We start from the raw sequence: 19,714 nt of genomic DNA, 5'->3' as shown, positions 1-19,714 counted from the left end.
ACATGGCCGTGGCCCGAACGATGATCAAGGCCGCCATTCGGTTTCGGTTGACTGGCGCGGCAAAAGATTAACTGTTTAAAAATAGAAGAATTTATGCGATTTTTTTTTGCGTAAATCTGTTATAATGCGTTCAAAGTTGATTCGGTCATTCCCGTGGTGAAACCTGTGGGTCCCACTGGACGGACGTTCCGGGTGGGGGTGGCCCCTTAATCCGACTTTTATACACAAGAACTCAGAGTCTTCCCTTCCCCTTTTTTTTATGCAACGTTTTGCCAAATAAAATGTCGCCTTTTTTCTCCAGGCGTTTTGTTCCAGCCGATTTGTCTGCAGGCTGTTTCGGAAATTTCGGACTCGATTCGAGACCGTGACAGCGTGTCGTATTACCTGCTCTCAGGCTCTCTTCCTGAATAGGCTCTGTTTACACCTGCTCTTTCTTGAGCTCACCTGGTTTCCTCCCTGCGCGCCAATAGTCTTCCAGCCTTTATTACGTGTATCCGGTTTTCTATAGATCGTTAGCCTGCCTTCGGATAGCCCGATGACGGCGAAAAACCGCTGTATGATCAGCCTGTCAGCCCCTGCTCGTATTATGTAATCAGCGGATTATCCATTTTTGAAATGCCTGCGGCTTTCTTTAAAATTAACTGTAATAACTGCTTTATTGTCTCGGTATAATCGTTTTCTCATGAAGTATCCGGGTTAGAGGACGTCGCTTTCGCCGTGGTGAAGGCGTGCGAGAAAAGGGAAGGAGAGGATATGGATAAATCCAGAGGCATGACCCTGATGGAGCTGATGGTGGTGATGGCTCTTGTGGCTTTGCTGGCTGGTATCGCCGTTCCAGGATTCAGACAATGGAACGCCAGTCAGAGGCTCTCTTCCACCGCCTGGGACGTGCATCTCCTGTTGCAGACCGCCCGCTCCGAGGCGATTAAAGTGGGGGGGGATGTGGTGGTTGTTTTTACGGAAGGGGTCGGTGATGCCGGAAATTATATGGCCTTTATAGACGAGAACGGAGATCGCACCCACGACACCGGAGAGCCAACGGTGGCATCGGTCCGCTTGCCCACCGGTATCGATATGTTTCGTGCTCGATTTGACTTGGCCGGATCAGGGACTCAGGACAAAGACCGCACTCATTTCGGCAGCTATGGACTGACCACCGGTCGCAACGGAAACGTTCAATTGAGAAATAAGTATGGCAAGTCGATGCGTGTTGTCCTCAATGGGGCTGGAAGCAGTCGGGTTGAATCGATGTGACGGAAGGCCTAACCCGGATATTTCATGAGAAAACAATCAGGATTAAGAAATAATTAGTAATTACAGTTTTTTGCAGTAATATTTTCAGTTGTTTCAAAAATGCAAAATGGAATCCACGGTATTCTGTCTGATTTTCTCACCCTTCGGGCGAGCCGGGCTACAGGAGAATGGATATGGGAAAACAAGGCTTTACTCTTTTAGAGTTGTTGGTGTCCATCGCCCTTTCCATCATGATCATCACGGCAGGTTATTTTTTCTACGATTCGCAGATTCAGACGCGGGTGACCCAGGAGCGGGTGATTGAGATGCAGCAGAATCTGCGAGCCGCCATGGTACTGATGGATAAAGACTTTCGTATGGCGGGCTATGACCCTGATGGGGTCACCGGGGCCGCCATTACGGTCGCCACCCCTGGTCTCCTGACTTTTTCCGCCTCCCTTGACGGAGACGCCAACGGGGAAGACGACGATGGCGATGGGACGGTGGATGAGACGGACGAGGGGCTGTTGACGGAGACGATCTCTTACGCTCTTTTTGATGATGGTGGCGATGGAGATATGGATATGGGGCGGAGTCGATCCATAGGGGCTGCCGTGGCCGTGCCGGTGGCGGTCTCTGAAAATATCCAGACCCTGGAGTTCAGCTACATGCTTGAGGATGGCTCCTTTGTGGGGACCCCCACCGATCTTTCGGCGATTGTGGCTGTTCGTTTCGCCTTGATCGCCCGGACGGCGCGCGAGGAGCGAGGGTTTATCAACAGTGCTCAGTATATCGCGCAGTACGCCGACGGCGATCGAACTTGGGGGCCCTACAACGACGGACACCGACGGCGTCTTTTATGGCGCATGGTGCGGTGCCGGAACCGGGGGATTTAAACGGTATGGAAAAAGATCAGAATGTGCAGGCGTGTGTCCTCGGACACAAGGGGATGACCCTTATTGAGGTGATGGTGGCCAGTGTGATTTTTCTGGTGGGGATCTTAGGCATTGCCTCCCTTCAGATTCATGCCATCAAAGCAAATGCCAGGGCCTTTGACCTGACCGAAGGCGCCACCCTTCTGGGTGATCGCATCGAACAGCTTCTCTCAGCCACCTGGACGGAAAAGACGACGGATGGGGTGTTGTCGGAGATTAATAGCCCCCACAGCGTGCCCATCGAGGATTATACGGTCGAATGGACCGTGACGGATTCCCCCGATGACAAAAGCAAGACGATTGAATTGGAGGTGAGTTGGGTTACCGCCGGGGACACCCATACCCTCTCTCAGGTTGTGGTCCGGTCCCAGAATTGAGGGGGGCTTGTTTCGTGTGCGTTGGATGGGACGTTTTTCGGTTGGTTTCTTTGGAGAAAGGAGATGCCATGAAAAGGTGGGGCGCAGGGAGCGTGGGGCATAACGAAGAGGGCAATGTAATGCTCGTCATTGTGGTGCTCCTTTTTTTGATTACCATGATCGGATTGGCCTCGATGAACAACTCCGTCATGGAGGTGCGACTGGCTGGAAATGATCGCGTGTCCAAACGAGATTTTTACAACGCGGAAGCCGGCCTTTTTGATTCAGTGGCCAAGTTTGAGCGTGTTTATACCAATGCCCCGGATACGGCTGGGAATCGTCTCTACCCTCTGGACAGCAGTAACCCCCCTTTGCGGGACCGTGCGCCGGAGGATGCCTCTGTCTCTTTTGTGTCTGAAGTGGTGGACGATGGCGGGATTCCTGTGGCCTGGATTGAGGTTCGAGCCATCGTGAAGAAGGGCAACCAGAAGGCGAGTGGGCTGTCTAAAAAGGCCGATCGGGTCCCCTCCATCAAGCATGTCGGGCCGGCCCTTAGAGGGTTCGATAAGGCCAATTATCGATCACGCAGGTATGCGGTGACCGCCACAGCGCTTGATCCGAAACTGTATAAAGCCTCGGATCCTAAAGCGGCCCTAACGGGTTCAACGATTCAAAGTGGCGTGGATGTCGGCGAAGAATTGAACAAGGTGAGTCATCTGGTGGGGCTCTGATCCCCGGGAGGTGTGTATGTTTATTCGGCAAATAGTGCGGTTGATGGTTCTGGTTTTGTTGGTGTCGTGCCCGGTCATGGCCGATGATACGTCCATTTATGGGACTCAGCCGGTAACTCTTCAACCCAACGTGCTTATTATCTTTGATAACTCTGGCAGCATGTCGACTCAGGATGTGCCGGATGTGATTTATGATCCGGCCGTCGTTTACACGGGGAGCTCGACGCCTCAGGGCGTTTATTATAGGCAGCGGGTTTGCTCTTCATGGTGGAGTTGCAGGTATGAGTGGACGCTTTTGATCGGTGATATTGCCAACATGCTTTGCCAGCCGGTGAAGGATACGCTGGACGTGTCTGGGTACGCTTACGACTACCTGAAAAGTGATTACAGTTGTGGGGGGTACAACAAATACCGCTTGAGGACGGGTAATTATATTAACTACGAAGCAAGCTCCGGGGTGACCTATCGGTCGCGGATGGCGGTGGCCAAGGAGGTGGTGAAAGAGCTTCTTGTCGATATCACCGGGGTACGTTTTGGGTTAATGGTTTTTCATACCAGCCAGGGCGGGTATGTGGTGGATGACTGCGGGACGGCGAACAGCACGATCTCTACCCACATCTCCGGACTCAGTGCCAGCACTTGGACTCCCCTGGGCGAGACACTGGCCGAGGCCGGGCTTTATTTTGCCGGAGAGTCCGGGCACTTTAACACCATCAATTACGCCACCCCGATACAGCATCGGTGCCAGAAAAATTATGTCATTATCATCACCGATGGAGAGCCTACCAAAGATGATGATCGCATTCTTTATGACATTAATTATTACAACAACGCCAAGATTGGCGATTACGACGGCGACGGATTGGAACTGAACAGCGATGGCACGGTGAAATATCCTTATGGCAACAATGGGACCGACTTTTTGGATGATGTGGCGGGTTTTCTCTACAACACCGACATGCATCCCATGGGGTCGGGAACCTCCTTTGAAAAGCAGAACATCATCACCCACACCATTGGCTTTAAGATCAACCATGACTTTTTGTCACGAACCGCCATTCATGGGGGGGGGAGCTATCATACCGCCAATACAGCCTCCAGCCTGAAGGAGGCCTTTAATCAGATCATCAGCACCATTGTGGAAGAGTCCACGGTCTTTGTGGCGCCGGTGGTGCCCGTGAATCGGTTGAACCGGACGGCTGACGGTGGCTATCTTTACCTGGCTTTTTTTAAGCCCACGCAGCTTGGAGAGTGGCTGGGGAACCTCAAAAAATATGGATTGAATGAATCGGGTCAGATTACTGATGCCTTTGGTCGGCTGGCCGTGAATGCCGATGGCTCGATGAAGGACAACGTACGCTCCTTCTGGACCCAGCTGGTAAACGATGGGGCCGATGTGACGAAGGGGGGCGCTGGCGAGCGAATTCAGCTGCAGAGCAGTCGAAATGTCTATACCTATACCGGTACTCAGGCCAGTTTGACCCATGCCAGCAATCGGTTTGAGGTTGCCAATACCGCCATTGGCGTGATCCCGGACCTGATTACGGAAGTCCTGGATGGCATCAGCGGTTGGCCCATTGGCTCTGTGATTCATTCAGAGCCGGCCGTCGTGCACTATTCTGCCACGGCGTCGATGATCTATTTCGGGTCCAACGATGGGCTTTTCCGTTGTGTGGATGATGCCAGCGGAGAAGAACTTTGGGCTTTTGTTCCTCCCGGGCAGCTGAGCCGCCTCTCCCTGCTTCAAGACAACAACTATGATTACTACGTGGACGGACAGCCGGGAGTCGCCTATGGCGCGCGCATGACGGGCACTGACCTTTTTGAACCGCAAACCCTGCTTGTGGGTGAACGGCGCGGGGGGACGCGGTATTACGCCCTGGATATTTCCGATTATAACGAACCGAAGTGGAAGTATGTCCTTACGGAAGGGCTTCTGAGTGGGGCAGGTAATGAGACGTTGGGGCAGTCCTGGGGGGCGCCGGAGTTTTGCCGGGTTCGGCTCTCGGTCGGTACGGAGGCCGATGTGTTTATGCTCCCCGGGGGGTATGACAACCAGCAGGATCTGGCAAGCCCTGCCGCTGCAGATACCGTGGGGCGGGCGCTCTTTGCTGTGAAGGTCTCCGATGGAACCCTGGCCGGGTTTAATGTCAACGCCGGAAACTGGAGTGATCTGACCCACAGTTTTGTGGATCTTCGCGTCGTGGATCACGATGCCGATGGACTGACGACCCGTGTGTATGCCGGAGATATGTCAGGAAATGTATTTGTTATTGCCGATGATGTTGTAATAGACACCAGTGGTCTTCTGCGAAAAGTAGGCACCAAGGTTCCCGATGGGACCTGGGCCTATCGGAATCAGATTTTCGAAGGCGAGGGCGGAAAGATGTTTTATGCGCCCACGGTGTCGGACATTCAAGGGGGCGTTGAGACCTTGTTTTTTGGTACGGGAAATCGTGCCAATCCCCTTGACGCTACAGAGACTAACCGCTTTTATGCCGTCTATAATAACTGGCTTTACACAAAACTTGAGGCCTCCAAAGACCTTTTGGACGTGTCCGACGTGACCACTGTTTACGATGAAAAGACCCTGAAGAGTACGAAGGGCTGGTTTATAGATTTACCCAACACGGGCGAGAAGGTGGTCTCTCAGGCACTTGTGGATTCAGGGGTCGTTTATTTTACGACCTATACCCCCACCGGGACCAGTACGGCCTCCACAACGGACCCATGTGCCGGGACGGGAGCCCGTGGCGTTGGTCGGCTCTATGCCATCAGCACTCTGGACGCACAGCCCATTACGGACTGGGGCGCTTCTTCCGTGGGCAAAAAACGCTCCACTCAGCTGCCGTCGGATCTTCCCATTGCCGTACCGATTATCAAAAACAGGAGGCTTTACGTGGGGGCCAAGAGCTGGGATTTGCCCAAGGATGACCGGGTGGATTATTTTTACTGGAAACAGAACCGTTAGTGAGGAGGGAGGAGAGATGAAAAAGCGACTCCTGGCCGCCTTTTGTGTGGCATGGGTGATGGGGCTGACCGCGTGGGCATTTTCAGAAACGCGGGTGAAAAAGGACGCAGACGACTTTCAGATTGTTGAGCTCCGGGCGGCGGTGATGGAGGTGGCCCCTGATTGCTCCTGGGTGGTTGTCGGAGAGACACGGTTTGAGATCGGTTTTAAGACGGATGGGGCCAAACGTTACAAAACGAAGTGCCTCACGTCTGAAGGGGAACCGCTTGACAGTGCCTGTGATTTTCATCCCAGGGATCGTGTGCATGCCAAAGGGTTTCTTTATAAAGATCATACGGTTCGGGCGGTGACCATTCAAAAACGGGACCCGTGAATGTCGGGGCCCGCGTTCAAGGTGGCGCCATCTTGCCGTTGGTATCGTTTATTTTTGCGCCGGTCCTAAACTTCGGGAACCTGGCTGCAGGCTAACCGGCGCCCCATCATCTGCAATTACCCCTGATTCAGAACAAGGGTCTCCTCCCTTGATTTGAATCAGGGGTTTTTTTGTCATTAATTTTCAGTTGTAGGTATTTGATGTAGTAACCTTTTGATTGACGTTTCTGCGATGATCTACTTGCTTTAACTCTCATATTAATTTTTTTTGAGTAATCTTGAGACGATGGGGTATTGGCCCGTTTTCTTTGTCTGTCTTGGGTGCTCTTTGCATGCTGACAAGTGCTCGCGATTTTACTTATTTATCTGGATTCGCCGTTAATATTAAGTGGCATTGCGCCGAGGGGCCATGATTTTTTGGAGCTTGATTAGTGTGCCTCTTTCTCTTATTAGCATAGACACTTTGTATGGTTTGACTTGTTGTTTTTAAAACATTTGGTGGGAAGACTGTTTGTCTTAAAAGCATCTCGGAAGTATTGGCTGGTTTAAGGATTTTTATTTTAAACATCCGTTATGGAGATAAGTAATGTTTGACAAGCTGGGGTTGAGAACGAAGATGGTGACGGCGATTTGCGGGGTTGTTTTTGCTTCTTTTGGGTTGGTGATTGCATGTATCAGTTTCAGTACGTTTGAAAGCGCTACGCGAGGTGCTCTTACATTGACAACGGAGATGGCGCACAGAAATGGCTTGAAGATCAGTGAGAAGATGACTGGAGGCCTTGATACGTCGAGAAGTCTGGCACAGAGCTTTGCGGCAATGAGGTCGGCCGGCCAGCTTCCGGACCGAGAAACCCTGGGGCTTCTTTTAAGACGAGCCCTTGAGGAAAATAGCCAGTTCAAGGCCGTGTTTTGTGTGTGGGAAGGTATGGATGGCAAGGACGGGACGTCCGCAGGCCGTTCGGACTCCCATGATGGGACCGGCGCGTTTGCCCCGTGTCTGTACCGGACCGGTGGCCGTATTGAAATGACGGCCTGTGATTTTTACCATGCGTCCGACAAGGTGAACGCCGCGTTTTACAGGGTTCCCATGGCTCAAAATAGGGGCGCTCTTATATCTCCAGCGGATTACAATATGGGCGGCAGGGATGTGAGAATGATTGTGATGAGTGCACCCGTCTGCGTGGAGGGAATTCCCGTGGGGGTGGTCGGGGTGGGGCTGTCTGCGGAGTACTGTGCTGGCTTTGTGGATGCCATCAAGCCTTTGGGGACGGGTTATTGTACCCTCATCTCAAATGACGGGGTCATTGTGGCCAACAGGGGGGACAGTCATGTCGGCCAGAATCTCCGAGAGTTCAAGGACCAGGATCAGATCATCCAAGCGGTCCATGAGGGGAAAGAGTATATCGGCTTTAGAGAATCGCCGTCAGAAGGCCGATCCGTCACCGCTTATGCACCGGTTGTTGTCGGGAAGACGGGGACCCCGTGGAGCTGCTGTATTACTGTTCCCAACCACACCGTTCTGGAAGAGGCGAGGGGACTTCGGAACATCAGTGTCGTGATTGGGATGGTCACGGTGGTCATTCTTTTCGGGGTGGTGCTGTTTATTGCGTCTTTTGTGATCGTCAATCCCATCAGCCGGGTCGTGGAGGGGTTGAAGGGGATTGCTGAAGGGGAGGGTGACATGACCATGCGCCTTACGGCCACCAGCAGGGATGAAATCGGAGAACTTTCCAGATGGTTCAACGTATTTATGGAACAAATCCAAAGTATTATCTCTGAAACTGCCTCAAGCGCCCATGCCGTGGGCGATGCCTCGGGGAAATTATCCTGTATCTCCCGGGAGATGAAAGAGGGCAGCGAGTTGGCCTCGGAGCGAACCGGAGCGGTGGCGGCGGCAACGGAAGAGGTGGGCGTTAATATTAATTCCGTGGCCGTTGCCATGGAGCAGGCTTCCGCAAATATTGCCATGGTTGCCACAGCCGTTGAAGAGATGACGTCCACAATTCACGAAATCGGTCGTAACTCAGAACAATCCAGAACGATTTCAACCCAGGCAGTCACCTCATCGCGGGGTGCCTCCGAAAAGATGTCCCGTCTTGGGGCGGCGGCTCGTGGCATTGGAAAAGTGACGGAAACCATCTCTGATATATCGGAACAGACAAACCTTCTGGCATTGAACGCCACCATCGAGGCGGCAAGGGCAGGAGAGGCCGGCAAGGGGTTTGCCGTGGTTGCCGGTGAGATCAAGGTGCTCTCAAGGCAGACCGCCGAAGCTACCTGTGAAATTCGAGAAAAAATCACGGGCATTCAGACCCTTGCCGAGGAGACGGTGGGTGAAATCGATTCGGTCTCAAAAATTATCGACGATGTGAATAATATTACGCTGACCATTGCAACGGCCATCGAAGAGCAGGTGGCGGCCACAACGGAGATCTCCGGTAATATTTCTCAAGCCTCAGGGAGGCTCCATGGCGTAAACGAAAATATGGCCGAGGTCTCAAGCGTCTCTGTCTGTGTTTCAGCCGACATCTCGGAGGTTGATGGGTCTGTGCGGAAGATTTCTGAAAACAGCGGGCGGCTGAATACCGGCGCGGACGAACTTGCAGGCATCTCAAAGGTGCTCGTTGATCTGGTGGGAAAATTCAACGTTTGATGATTCTTTGTCCCGCTTTGCGGCGGCGTTTGATTCTCGCGCGTTTCTTAGGGGGGCATGGATTTGGGTGGGGGGCTCTTCCGTGGTCGGTGTACCGGAAGCGGTGGGCTGGGAAAGGGGATATCTTTATCTCACAACTGTGAGTATAGTACCTTGGGGCTCAGGCAAAAAATAAATACACATTGTCCATAGACATTCCGCTGCCAATGGGTTCGACTTGACAGTCGGAGGTGCCGTTTTTTGGCCGCTTAATTTTTGCTTCAGCCCTTCCGTCAATCCGCGATATCTGTTTGAAATCCTCATAATGAGAAGGGAAACACCCCATGTCGGAAGAGACCAGCATCGCAGAAAAAATTTGTCTAACACCGGTGGGCTTTGTCCGGAGCACCATCACCCACCCCGAACTGAAGGCCGATGCCGAGAATATTTCATTGGCGGAGGGCAACCAAGGGGCCAGAGACCGGGTGAAAAAGCTGGCGACGCATGTTTCTGAAGTTGTGATCGACGAGCGATTTGACGGCATTCTTGACGGTATAGAAGAGTTCTCTCATGTTCTCGTTCTCTACTGGCCCCACCTGATTCCGCAAGAGAGTCGGTCTCTGTTGAAGGTCCATCCCATGGGGCGGAAGGATCTTCCCCTGAAAGGGATCTTTTCCACCTGCAGCCCGGCGCGACCCAACCCGGTTCTTGTGTCGGCCGTGCGACTCCTCTCGCGGGACGGAAACGTTTTGAAAGTCCAGGCACTCGAAGCGGTGGACGGAAGCCCCGTGATTGACATCAAACCTTATATGACCCATTACCTTCGTCCCGAAGGGGTGAAGATGGCGGACTGGATGGATCGGATGCTCGAAGAGGTGGGGGCAGGGCAGGGCGACGGGTGACATGCAAAGGCCGTTTCAGTCTTGTTTTCTTTCGTGATTATAAGTAATATATATACCGTTTTTTAAACGGTATTTTATCACTATAATGCGAAGGAGGTTTTGCGATGACCACACACAATTGTGAGACATGTCGCTTCAGGGCAACCTATGACAGGGCCCCTGCGTCGTTTGTCGGGCGTCTCTGGCGGTGGCATATCGGGTGGTGTCCTGGATGGAACGGATATATCAACTCTCTTCCCGAGGAGAAGCGCGCCGCATTGGACGCCGCGTATGGCCTTAAACGCAAAGATAAAATGTAGCGAATCAGCAGCGCTGTCTTTCAGTTGAAATTTTATTCGATAAACAAGCCGTGTCTATCGGCAAGCCTTGTCGTTTGGTGGTGTATGAGGGACTCGTGAGTTTGCAAGCGCAATGGGTTGGGGAAGGCCTGATTTTTAATCCATAATTTTACAGGAGAAGGTAATCGATGGCCAGGTGTGCCTGTTGTGGAAAAATGTTTTTTTTTGGGGGCGTCCGGGATCAGGGGGTTCGATTTTGTAATGAGACGTGCCAGGCGAGGGGCTATGTCGAGACCCTCGCCAAAGAGGTCCCCCAGGAGCTGGTGTCCCGCCGGGTTGATGACATCCATCAGGGCGCCTGCCCCCTATGCCAGGGCCGCGGCCCTGTTGATCTCCATACCTCGTATCGAATCTATTCACTGCTGCTCTTTACCTCCTGGGAGAGCGTACCCCATGTCTGTTGCCGGTCCTGCGGAATGAAGCGTCAGGTGGGGAACATGATGTTTTCCCTGGTGCTCGGGTGGTGGGGCTTTCCCTTTGGCCTTGTCATGACCCCGGTTCAGGTTTTGCGTAACCTGAAGGCCTTGGTCATGGGGCCGGATGCCCGTGTGCCTTCTCAAAAACTGGAACAGGTGGTCAGGCTTAGTCTGGCAGAAGAATTTCTTGAAAATCAGGCGTCGAAGGCCGCGTAGGGGAGGGCTCTCTGATTTCGGCTGAGATGCCTCGCGGCATTGGTTGCGTCGGTGACGCACCCATCACCTCCTTTTTTTATGATTCATAAGCCGCCCTTACGGGATGATAGACGCTGTGGGGTATCGGGGTTTGGTGGATGATAATCTGTTTTTGATATGCTATGGTTTGGCATATTGTTGACGATGCGCGGGAAGGTATCTTAACCGCACCTTTTGACTTGAGGCTTTTTGTGGGGCTCTTTTAAAAACAGGTGAACATGATGGATCCAAGTGAAGCTAAAAAAATCGATTCAGGATGGCTGGTGATTCTGTTTATTTGGGGGGCCATTCTCGGGTCTCTGGGAATTTACCTCGCCGTGTGTCTGGTTCTGGGCGACACGTTGACGGGTTCCATGCCTGACGGCTTTCCTCTTACCACCCTTCGGTATGCCTTGTTCGGAATTTCCGTGTTTACCCTTGTGGCGGTTCATTTCCTTCGTGGGTTTCTTCTGGAGAACCCCGGATTGATGAGGTCAGCTCGTCCCGTCCCCTCCTCTCAGCATCCGGCGGTGGCCCGGTACACGGTGGTGGTCATCATCACCTCCGCTCTTCTGGAGAGCATTGGGATCTATGGCCTGATTCTTTTTCTTTTGGCCAGGGATTCGCTCTCTCTATATCAACTGATCGGGCTTTCCGCCCTTGCCATGCTTTATTATCGTCCGAAAAAAGTCGATTTGCTCGACTTGGCTGAGCGTATGAAAAAAATGGAATGAGTGGTTGCAGCGATACGATGAAAACGGAACCCTCCGACGATGACTTCAGTCATTGTGCGGAGGGTTTTTTTGTTACTTGTTCATGGGGAACAGGGGCAGTTCCTCCAGAAAGAGGATGTCGTCTCGACGAGCAGCCTCCCCTTCGGCGAGGATCGCCGCCCGGGCGGTGACGATGCCTCCCACGGCTTTTACGAGGCGCTCGATGGCTTCGATGGATTCGCCGGTGCTGATGACATCATCGATGATGGCCACGCGTTTGCCTTTGATGGCGGCGGCATCAAGGGCGTCGAGGCAGAGGAGCTGTTTGTCTGTGGTGGTGATGGATTGCACTTCATCCACGATGGGATGGTCCATGTAGGCTTTGATGCTCTTTCTTGCCACGAAATAGGTCTTCATTTTCATCAGCCGTGAGATCTCGAAAACCAGGGGAATCCCTTTGGCTTCTGCGGTGACCAGGACGTCCACTTCGGGGAGCTTTTCAATGAGCTGCGGGGCAGCCGCGCAGATGAGTTCGGTGTCTCCCAGAATGACGAAGCTTGCGATGCTGAGCGCATCATTGATCTGAATGATGGGAAGGTCCCGTGTGACTCCGGCGACCTCCAGTCGGTATGTTTTTTCCATGATATCTCCTTATTTTATATGCCTACCAGCGGCGAGATGCATTTTACGATGAGGCCGGCCATCATGCCCAGAAAGGGGTCTGAGATGGCGGTGACCGTCATGGTGACGCCCCCGACAACGGCATCTCCGCCTCCCAGGGCCGATGAGGCGTTGATGGGCACGGTGACGATGGCGCCGAGGACGAACAGGAAGCCGGCGATGGATTCACTCGGCACGTACCTGCCTATTTTAGGGAGCAGTCCGGCAAAGAGGATGATGGCCATAAGGGTCATCATAAGTACGCCGGAAAAGATGGGGTGGGGGGCGCTTCCGGTGGCGGAGATAATGGCTTCCACGGGGCCGCCACCAAAAAGGGAGGAGGCCATGTCGGCGAGGCTGCTGTAGATGGCCAGGTGGTCCACGTTGACATTGGCGCCTGCGATGTTGCCGGTGATTTTTCCGAAGGCGATGTTGGCACCGATGTTCAGGCAGACCATGGCCAGGGCTCCTCGGGCGACGGCGAGGTTGAGAATTGGCTTTTGGAGTGTGAGGCCCTTTTTTTCTTCGGCACCCATATTGGATTTTTGTTTCAGGGCCACTGCGACGACACTTGAAAGCACCACGGAGAGGGTGATGGTGTAGACGAGGTCTTTGGTCATCATGTAAGTGAGGAAGCCGGAGGCAATGGAGCTGAAACCCACTGCTTTGTTTTTGTCTGCCATCCCGAAGGCGACCCGGGCGAGCATGATGCCGACGCCTGCCATCATCCCGTTCGTGATGGCCGGGCCCACGAAGGTGACGATTTTTTCCAGGAATCCGAAGATACCGATGGTGGCCATGGCCGCTGCGCCAAAGAAGATCATGGAGAGGCGCTCTTGCATGTTTTTACCCATGGTTCCGGCCAGGGTGATGGTCTCTGCCTGGAAGGAGATGGGGGCCACGCAGCTGAAAAGAAGGCAGCCTGCGGCGCCGACGATAAAGGCAAGGGCAGTGGGGATGGACGCAAATCCAAAGGAAAGGGCGAGCAGGCCTTGGGGCAATCCGTTAAGAATCACGCTCAGGGCGGCCAGTACATCTTTTAAATACTCCATTGAGACACTCCTTGTGCGGCTGCAACTCTTCTGAAATATAGGTCAGGCAGGGGTCTCTGAAGCGCGCAGAAATACGAGCACAGATTTTCCATAAATCAGAAAGTCTGCGGGTTGTTTTTGCACGCTCCCGTAGTCGGATGGACGGCCTTCCGGTAGAGACTCCTGACCCATGTCATCAGGATTATATGGGGTGGTTCGGTGAAAGAAAGGTCAATAGCAGAGCTAATAAAGGAAAACAACGTCTGTTTACTTTATTTTGAAGATCTATAAGGGGCCATGTTTCATGTGCTTTTTATCTGCTTGAAATCTCGATGCAATTATGAGATCGTTTAGATGTGCTCTGCGCAATCCTCATTGATAAGAAAATCCACTCTTAAGATCCCTAAATGATATTTTGACAGATGCAGGAAGGAGGGTGTCATGCCTCGTATTCCCCGTATGCTCCGGACAGATTCAGGCCAGCAAACCGTCTATCATGTGATCAGTCGTACAGCGCTGGATGGGCTTCCCTTTAAACATGCAGAAAAAGATGAACTGGTGCGTGTGATTCAGCGGTTCTCAAAGATCTATGCCGTCGATGTGCTGGGGTTCTCAGCCATGAGTAATCACTTCCACCTCCTGGTGGAGGTCATCCCGGAGCATTTACTCTTAGATGATGAGGTAAAAAGGCGATTTATGCTTTTGTATGGACCTGGAGTTGAGTTCCCTGATGGGCAACTGGAGGCCTTCAGAGAAAGGTTTTCCAGTCTCTCGCATTATGTGAAGGATATTAAGCAAACGTTTTCGCGTTACTATAATCGAAAGAAAAAACGCAAAGGAACGTTGTGGGGCGAACGCTTTAAAAGCGTGATCGTTGAAAGAGGAAATACGGTGATCAATTGTCTCGCCTATATCGATTTGAATGCCGTTCGTGCAGGGATCGTGAAGCGGCCGGAAGATTACCGCTGGTGTTCCATTGGGCATCATGCACAGACGGGAAACAGGGATGATTTTCTCTCCCTTGACTTCGGGCTGTCAGAGTTCGGTGTGGAGAATTCGCAGCGCCTGAAAAAATATCGCGAGTACCTTTACCACGCGGGCTCCATGGATAAGCGGGGTAACGCCAAAATCTCAAAGAAGGTCCTTTCAGAAGAGAGTGCTGAAGGGTTTGAGTGGGATCGAAATCGAAGGTTCCGGTATCGAACCCGTTATTTTACCGATTCAGGCATTATCGGGTCCAAGGCTTTTGTTTTGGCGACGTATGAGGTGTTTAAGGATCGTTTTTTTGCAAGTCGGGAACGAATTCCCAAGCGGGTTAAGGGGGTCGACGGTATGTACTCTATGAAGCGGTTGACAGAGTCCTGACCGGTTGAGGTGATGGAAATAGTCTTTGGCTTACAGCCTTATCAGCTGTGGTGGTGGGGTGCGTTTTTTTTAGGGTTCCCCTGTGGCTGTCGATTCATTTAAGGCCGATTCCAATACCGGGTGCGTGAGATTTGTGTGGCTTGGCGGGTGAAAAATAGGTGATTTCATCTTCGAAATGGGAATTCTATTTAAACGTACATTAAAAACCTGGCACCGATAAAATGCTGAAGTCTTATGCGTTTACATGGGGTGGTGGGTTTGGTAGAATTGAACTATATTTTTTTCATTTTTCATGTGGGGGCTCTCACCCGGTAGCGCAAACACCTCTTCAAGCCATTTCGTCAGCGATCCGTTTTTTTCTTTGCCCGGTGCCATGGATTGCGGCTCCTCTTTCCTGTTTTGTTCTATGTTCTGAGTCTCGTGTCCTCTTCTGCTGTTTCATCTGCGAGGAGATCACCTTGTCAGCCCCTCCCCTTAACACCCCCTGAAAGCCCTAAGAAGAAGAGGAGATGATTTCATGAGCGATAAGCCGATTAAACTCAAGGGTGGAGGCCGCAGCCCTTTTAAAGACATGGTCATGAAGCTTCTTCCGGATGGCGGGAATCTTAACGACTGCCTCACATGCGGGGTGTGCGCCTCCGGGTGTCCGGCCACCGGCCTGGATGACATGGACCCGCGAAAATTTCTCCGCATGGCGGCCCTTGGCATGGACGAGGAGATCAAGAAAAGCCGTTGGCCCTGGTTCTGCACCATGTGCACCCGCTGCGTGCATGCCTGCCCCATGAAAATCAATATCCCGCAGCTTGTCTTCAATGCTCGCAGGCTGCGCTCCCGGGACGAGATGCCCAAGGGAATCCTGGGGTCCTGCAATATGGCTCTGGAAAAACCCACCAACAGCGCCATGGGCTGCAGCCAGGAAGATTTTCAATTTGTGGTGGAAGATATTCTCGAAGAGATCAAGGAAGAGTACCCCCTCTGGCAAGAGCGGGACCTTCAGGCCCCCATCGACAAGAAGGGCGCTGAATATTTTATCAACCAGAACTCCCGGGAACCGATGATCGAGCCCGAGGAGATGGGTCCGCTGTGGAAAATTCTCAACCTCGCCGGGGTGGATTGGACCTATGGAAGCGAAGGCTGGGCCGCAGAAAATTACTGCATGTTCATGGCCGATGACGACGGGTGGAAAGAGCTTACCGAACGGAGCGCAAGAAAGTGTGAGGAGTTGGGCTGTACCACTTTTTTAAATACCGAATGAGGGCACATCACCTTTGCAGTCCTGGTAGGACTGGATAAATTCAAAATTCCCCACAACTTTAAAGTAGAGACCATGTATACCCTCTATGCCCGATGGATCCGTGAAGGACGGCTCAAGCCGGACTCCAGCTGGAATGACGAACTGCAGGTTAAATTTACCGTCCAGGATCCCTGCCAGATTGTCCGAAAATCCTTTGGGGATCCAGCCGCTGACGATATGCGGCTTGTGGTTAAAGCCTGCGTGGGGGAAGCCAACTTCGTGGATATGTCGCCGAATAAATCCAATAACTTTTGCTGCGGTGGCGGGGGAGGGTTTCTGCAATCCGGTTACAAGGAGAAGCGGCTCCAGTACGGGAAGATCAAGGATGAGCAGATTAAAAGAACGCGGGCGACTTACTGCGTCACCGGCTGCCACAACTGCCATGCCCAGATTCACGAGTTGGGAGACCATTTCGGGGGTGGGTATCATGCCGTTCATGCCTGGACTATTCTGGCTCTGGCCCTTGGCGTGCTTGGAAGCAGTGAACGGATTCATCTCGGAGAGGACCTCCAGGAGGTGAATCTCCCCGAATCAAATGAGGAGTGAGTCCCTGGTTCGGGTCTCGGCCTTCGGGAAAACGAGGATTCTGTTTCCCACGATCTCCGGTGTCGAAGAGATCCGGCAGGTCGTGATGCGATACAATACCTCCCGGCCTTGTTTGTCGCATCGTACCCGGTATCATCGCCCGTTTGATGCCACAAAGCCAAGGGCGCAGCCGGACTTTCCCTGTCGCTGCGTGTCATAGTGAATTAGGCGGTGCCTTGGGTCCGCAGCGCCTAATCAGAGCCTGTAAGCGAGAAAACAGCCGTTGCCGGCAGGGCCTTTTAAGGGTGTTCCGCAGTAAGGTTCGAAAATACAGGGACATCCTTATGGAATTATACTATATGTCCTGATGCGGTGGCATGCGGGGTGAGCTTCGGACATCAAATCTGAGGATCAGCCCGCTTTTAAGGTGTTCTCGCTGCAGTGGCTTTGTCACCCTTGCCGCCGGAGGCCATTTTTTTTATGAATATCAATTGTTTTCGTGTTTAGAAATAAACGTGAAATGTGAACGCATAGTCAGGGAAAATTTATGTCATTTGATCAACTGGGCCTTCGGGCTGAACTGCTGAAAGCCATTAAGTCCAAGGGGTACGACGCCCCCACCCCGATCCAGGAAAGGGCCATTCCCGTGATATTGGGAGGGCAGGATATCCTGGCCCGGGCCCAGACCGGGACAGGCAAAACGGATGCTTTTGCCTTGCCCCTCGTGGAAATTCTGAGCCGCCAAAAAGGCAACGGACGGCATCCTCGTGCCTTGGTGCTGGCCCCCACGCGGGAGCTGGCCCTGCAGGTGGGAGAGAGCATTAAAGGCTATGCAAGGCGGGCTTCCCTGCGCTGCACTGTGGTACACGGAGGGGTGGGCATCCACCCTCAGATTGATCGTCTGAAGCGTGGCGTGGATATCCTCGTGGCCACGCCGGGACGCCTGATTGACCTGGCCATGCACCGGCATTTGAAACTCTCCAGCATCGAGTTCCTTGTGTTTGATGAGGCCGACCGCATGCTGGATTTAGGCTTCAGCAATGAAATCTCCGAGATCATCTCGATTATGCCCCAGGAGCGCCGGACCATGCTCTTTTCCGCTACCTACACCCCGGAAATCCGGGAACTTGCGGGAAAAATGCTCCAGGACCCGGCGTTTATCGAGGTGACCCCTCAAAACACCGCGGCAGAGTCGGTGGACCAGAAGGTGCACATGGTGGAGAAATCAAACAAACGCTCTCTCCTGGTCCATTTGATTACCCGGGGACGCTGGTCCCGGGTGTTGGTTTTCTGCCGCACCAAACACGGTGCCAATAAGCTCCGAGAGAGACTCATTGACCACGGGATCTCGTCTGCCGCCCTTCACGGCAACATGAGCCAGTCCGTTCGCTCCCGCACCCTGCAAGAGTTCAAGGACGGTGAGATCGGGGTTCTTGTGGCCACGGATGTCGCCGCCCGAGGTCTGGATATCAGTCAGCTGCCCTATGTGGTCAACTATGACGTTCCCACCATGCCCGAAGATTATGTGCATCGCATCGGCCGCACCGGCCGCGCCGGGGATCGGGGGGTGGCGATTACCTTGGTGGGCGCCGAAGAGATGGACCATTTTGAGGCCATTGAGGCTCTCCTGAAACAGAAGATTCCTGTGGAGAAGGTTACCGGCTTTACCCAGGGACACGAGGTCCCGGACTTTGTCCTCTATCGTCCCACCAGCACCCGCAATAATAAAAAAGTGGACAAAGACTTAAAAAATATCGTCGATACCCGAATTACCGCAAAGCAGGAGGCCAAAGCCCGCAAGTCAAAATCGGGTGGCGCATCAAAAGGCGATCGGTCAAAAGCAAAATCCAGCTTCGACAGCGACAGAAGAAACGACTCGGCAGGGGAAAAATCCTCACGGTCCGGGTCGAGATCTTCCCAAGGCCCCAAAGCGGGTGGCGGCAGAAGAAACGATTCGGCGGGGGAAAACGCCTCACGGTCCGGGTCGAGATCTTCCCAAGGCCCCAAAGCGGGCGGCGGCAGAAGAAACGATTCGGCGGGGGAAAACGCCTCACGGTCCGGGTCGAGATCTTCCCAAGGCCCCAAAGCGGGTGGCGGCAGAAGAAACGATTCGACGGGAGAAAACGCCTCACGGCCCTGGGGGCGATCTTCCCAAGGTCCCAAGTCAGGCGGCGGCAAACGAAACGATTCGGCGGGGAAAAAATCCTCACGGCCAGGAGCGCGCTCCTCTCAGGGGGCAAAATCGGGCAAGCCCAGGGGAAGACGATAGGGGGACATTCGCATAGAAAAAAGTCTCCGCGGCAAGGATGGCGAAGCCTTTGTAGTGGAGATACCTTGCAGGCAGGGCTGAAAAATACGGACGGGTGTGATTCAAAAGAATTGCGCCCGTTTTTTTTGTGCAACGATCCAGCTTGTGCCTCCGTCGGCCCTCAGAAAAGGGGAAAATTTTGAGCTGAATCGCATTTGGCCGTTTAGAGCCTGGCCCGGTATTTTGTTTAGAGCCTGGCCCGGTATTTTATCGACTCGGGAATCATCGGTCCCAATGTCTTTGTCATCGGTCCCAATGTCTTTGTCATCGGAACCGATGAACTCTTTGACGGTTTGTTTATGGGCGTCGGGAACGAATCCCTCGCCAGATCAAAGGGCTGGATGGCATGTACTCCATGAAACGGCTGAGAGAGGTCTGGCGGTTTCATGTCTCTGCACCAGATAAAGTCCGCAACCGAAGTTAATAACCTGCAAACGCTCAAGACGAATTCAGCACCCATTCCTGTTGTCGTGAGGGCACACGATTTATCTTTTGTCCTCCGTCATGGCCGTTGGAAGGGCTGTGCCTGCATCGGCCTGTTCGGGCCTTAAATTCCTATTATCCATTACGTCAGGGGTTCTAACCCGAATATTTCACGAGTTGAGTGCGCTCATATGCAAGGCATCAGAGCTGAAGATGTAGCGGTTTACCTCAAAGTTCTGATAACGCGGCAGATGAGTGCACCCGGCTCGCCCGAA

15 protein-coding genes and 1 riboswitch are annotated in these 19,714 nt (G+C 53.0%); of the genes, 13 read left to right on the top strand and 2 right to left on the bottom strand.

All coding sequences use genetic code 11. The features are described from left to right. Positions 1–753: 753 nt before the first annotated feature. From Q1Q75_RS05995 to Q1Q75_RS05950, 10 genes are all read left to right on the top strand, one after another. Positions 754–1,254, top strand: a complete 501-nt coding sequence (locus Q1Q75_RS05995; RefSeq protein ID WP_300668316.1) for a GspH/FimT family pseudopilin — start codon at positions 754–756, stop codon at positions 1,252–1,254. Positions 1,255–1,427: 173 nt separating this feature from the next. Continuing rightward, positions 1,428–2,129: a PilW family protein gene (locus Q1Q75_RS05990; RefSeq protein ID WP_300668314.1), complete on the top strand. Its 702-nt coding sequence runs from the start codon at positions 1,428–1,430 to the stop codon at positions 2,127–2,129. A gap of 5 nt (positions 2,130–2,134) precedes the next feature. After that, the gene (locus tag Q1Q75_RS05985) at positions 2,135–2,545 is read left to right on the top strand and encodes a prepilin-type N-terminal cleavage/methylation domain-containing protein (RefSeq protein WP_300668313.1); all 411 of its coding nucleotides are present in this window, start codon (positions 2,135–2,137) and stop codon (positions 2,543–2,545) included. Between the two features lie 68 nt (positions 2,546–2,613). Continuing rightward, complete coding sequence (locus tag Q1Q75_RS05980; protein ID WP_300668311.1) at positions 2,614–3,255, top strand: pilus assembly PilX N-terminal domain-containing protein; 642 nt, start codon at positions 2,614–2,616, stop codon at positions 3,253–3,255. Positions 3,256–3,271: 16 nt separating this feature from the next. Further along, complete coding sequence (locus tag Q1Q75_RS05975; protein ID WP_300668309.1) at positions 3,272–6,226, top strand: PilC/PilY family type IV pilus protein; 2,955 nt, start codon at positions 3,272–3,274, stop codon at positions 6,224–6,226. Between the two features lie 16 nt (positions 6,227–6,242). Further along, positions 6,243–6,599 (top strand): hypothetical protein, encoded by a 357-nt coding sequence (locus tag Q1Q75_RS05970; protein ID WP_300668307.1) that lies wholly within the window; start codon positions 6,243–6,245, stop codon positions 6,597–6,599. Between the two features lie 585 nt (positions 6,600–7,184). Beyond that, positions 7,185–9,251: a methyl-accepting chemotaxis protein gene (locus Q1Q75_RS05965; protein ID WP_300668306.1), complete on the top strand. Its 2,067-nt coding sequence runs from the start codon at positions 7,185–7,187 to the stop codon at positions 9,249–9,251. A 323-nt stretch (positions 9,252–9,574) separates the two neighbouring features. After that, positions 9,575–10,132: a tRNA (N6-threonylcarbamoyladenosine(37)-N6)-methyltransferase TrmO gene (tsaA, locus tag Q1Q75_RS05960; RefSeq protein ID WP_300668304.1), complete on the top strand. Its 558-nt coding sequence runs from the start codon at positions 9,575–9,577 to the stop codon at positions 10,130–10,132. 466 nt (positions 10,133–10,598) lie between these two features. Further along, a complete protein-coding gene (locus Q1Q75_RS05955) occupies positions 10,599–11,102 on the top strand; it encodes a hypothetical protein (protein WP_300668302.1) in 504 nt (167 codons plus the stop codon). A 257-nt stretch (positions 11,103–11,359) separates the two neighbouring features. Further along, positions 11,360–11,854: a hypothetical protein gene (locus tag Q1Q75_RS05950; protein ID WP_300668300.1), complete on the top strand. Its 495-nt coding sequence runs from the start codon at positions 11,360–11,362 to the stop codon at positions 11,852–11,854. A 72-nt stretch (positions 11,855–11,926) separates the two neighbouring features. On the opposite strand, the gene Q1Q75_RS05945 is transcribed toward Q1Q75_RS05950, so the two are convergent. Both Q1Q75_RS05945 and Q1Q75_RS05940 read right to left on the bottom strand, forming a co-directional pair. Then, positions 11,927–12,475: a phosphoribosyltransferase family protein gene (locus Q1Q75_RS05945; RefSeq protein ID WP_300668298.1), complete on the bottom strand. Its 549-nt coding sequence runs from the start codon at positions 12,473–12,475 to the stop codon at positions 11,927–11,929. A 14-nt stretch (positions 12,476–12,489) separates the two neighbouring features. Next, the gene (locus tag Q1Q75_RS05940) at positions 12,490–13,545 is read right to left on the bottom strand and encodes a hypothetical protein (protein ID WP_300668296.1); all 1,056 of its coding nucleotides are present in this window, start codon (positions 13,543–13,545) and stop codon (positions 12,490–12,492) included. A gap of 110 nt (positions 13,546–13,655) precedes the next feature. Beyond that, positions 13,656–13,754, bottom strand: a riboswitch (purine riboswitch). A gap of 211 nt (positions 13,755–13,965) precedes the next feature. On the opposite strand from Q1Q75_RS05940, the gene Q1Q75_RS05935 reads away from it, so the two are divergent. The 3 genes from Q1Q75_RS05935 to Q1Q75_RS05925 all read left to right on the top strand — a co-directional run bounded on the left by Q1Q75_RS05935 (position 13,966) and on the right by Q1Q75_RS05925 (position 18,977). Then, positions 13,966–14,889 (top strand): transposase, encoded by a 924-nt coding sequence (locus Q1Q75_RS05935; RefSeq protein ID WP_300668294.1) that lies wholly within the window; start codon positions 13,966–13,968, stop codon positions 14,887–14,889. A 517-nt stretch (positions 14,890–15,406) separates the two neighbouring features. Beyond that, positions 15,407–16,729 carry a (Fe-S)-binding protein gene (locus tag Q1Q75_RS05930; RefSeq protein WP_300668293.1) on the top strand — a complete coding sequence of 441 codons (1,323 nt, stop codon included), beginning with the start codon at positions 15,407–15,409 and terminating at the stop codon, positions 16,727–16,729. A gap of 526 nt (positions 16,730–17,255) precedes the next feature. Continuing rightward, entirely contained in the window at positions 17,256–18,977 is a 1,722-nt protein-coding gene (locus Q1Q75_RS05925; RefSeq protein WP_300668291.1) for a DEAD/DEAH box helicase, read from the top strand. Positions 18,978–19,714: the final 737 nt, after the last annotated feature.

Source organism: Desulfoluna sp. (assembly GCF_030145185.1).
GTDB lineage: Bacteria > Desulfobacterota > Desulfobacteria > Desulfobacterales > Desulfolunaceae > Desulfoluna.
The sequence above is the reverse complement of the archived record's forward strand: the minus strand, read 5'-3'. Positions and strand labels throughout refer to the sequence as shown.

What these genes read in the sequence shown, in the direction of transcription:
- Q1Q75_RS05955 (WP_300668302.1), top strand. Translation starts at nt 10,599, where the DNA reads ATGGCCAGGTGTGCCTGTTGTGGAAAAATGTTTTTTTTTGGGGGCGTC.
- Q1Q75_RS05925 (WP_300668291.1), top strand. Translation starts at nt 17,256, where the DNA reads ATGTCATTTGATCAACTGGGCCTTCGGGCTGAACTGCTGAAAGCCATT.
- Q1Q75_RS05945 (WP_300668298.1), bottom strand. Translation starts at nt 12,475, where the DNA reads ATGGAAAAAACATACCGACTGGAGGTCGCCGGAGTCACACGGGACCTT.
- Q1Q75_RS05965 (WP_300668306.1), top strand. Translation starts at nt 7,185, where the DNA reads ATGTTTGACAAGCTGGGGTTGAGAACGAAGATGGTGACGGCGATTTGC.
- tsaA (WP_300668304.1), top strand. Translation starts at nt 9,575, where the DNA reads ATGTCGGAAGAGACCAGCATCGCAGAAAAAATTTGTCTAACACCGGTG.
- Q1Q75_RS05995 (WP_300668316.1), top strand. Translation starts at nt 754, where the DNA reads ATGGATAAATCCAGAGGCATGACCCTGATGGAGCTGATGGTGGTGATG.
- Q1Q75_RS05985 (WP_300668313.1), top strand. Translation starts at nt 2,135, where the DNA reads ATGGAAAAAGATCAGAATGTGCAGGCGTGTGTCCTCGGACACAAGGGG.
- Q1Q75_RS05970 (WP_300668307.1), top strand. Translation starts at nt 6,243, where the DNA reads ATGAAAAAGCGACTCCTGGCCGCCTTTTGTGTGGCATGGGTGATGGGG.
- Q1Q75_RS05940 (WP_300668296.1), bottom strand. Translation starts at nt 13,545, where the DNA reads ATGGAGTATTTAAAAGATGTACTGGCCGCCCTGAGCGTGATTCTTAAC.
- Q1Q75_RS05975 (WP_300668309.1), top strand. Translation starts at nt 3,272, where the DNA reads ATGTTTATTCGGCAAATAGTGCGGTTGATGGTTCTGGTTTTGTTGGTG.
- Q1Q75_RS05990 (WP_300668314.1), top strand. Translation starts at nt 1,428, where the DNA reads ATGGGAAAACAAGGCTTTACTCTTTTAGAGTTGTTGGTGTCCATCGCC.
- Q1Q75_RS05980 (WP_300668311.1), top strand. Translation starts at nt 2,614, where the DNA reads ATGAAAAGGTGGGGCGCAGGGAGCGTGGGGCATAACGAAGAGGGCAAT.
- Q1Q75_RS05935 (WP_300668294.1), top strand. Translation starts at nt 13,966, where the DNA reads ATGCCTCGTATTCCCCGTATGCTCCGGACAGATTCAGGCCAGCAAACC.
- Q1Q75_RS05950 (WP_300668300.1), top strand. Translation starts at nt 11,360, where the DNA reads ATGATGGATCCAAGTGAAGCTAAAAAAATCGATTCAGGATGGCTGGTG.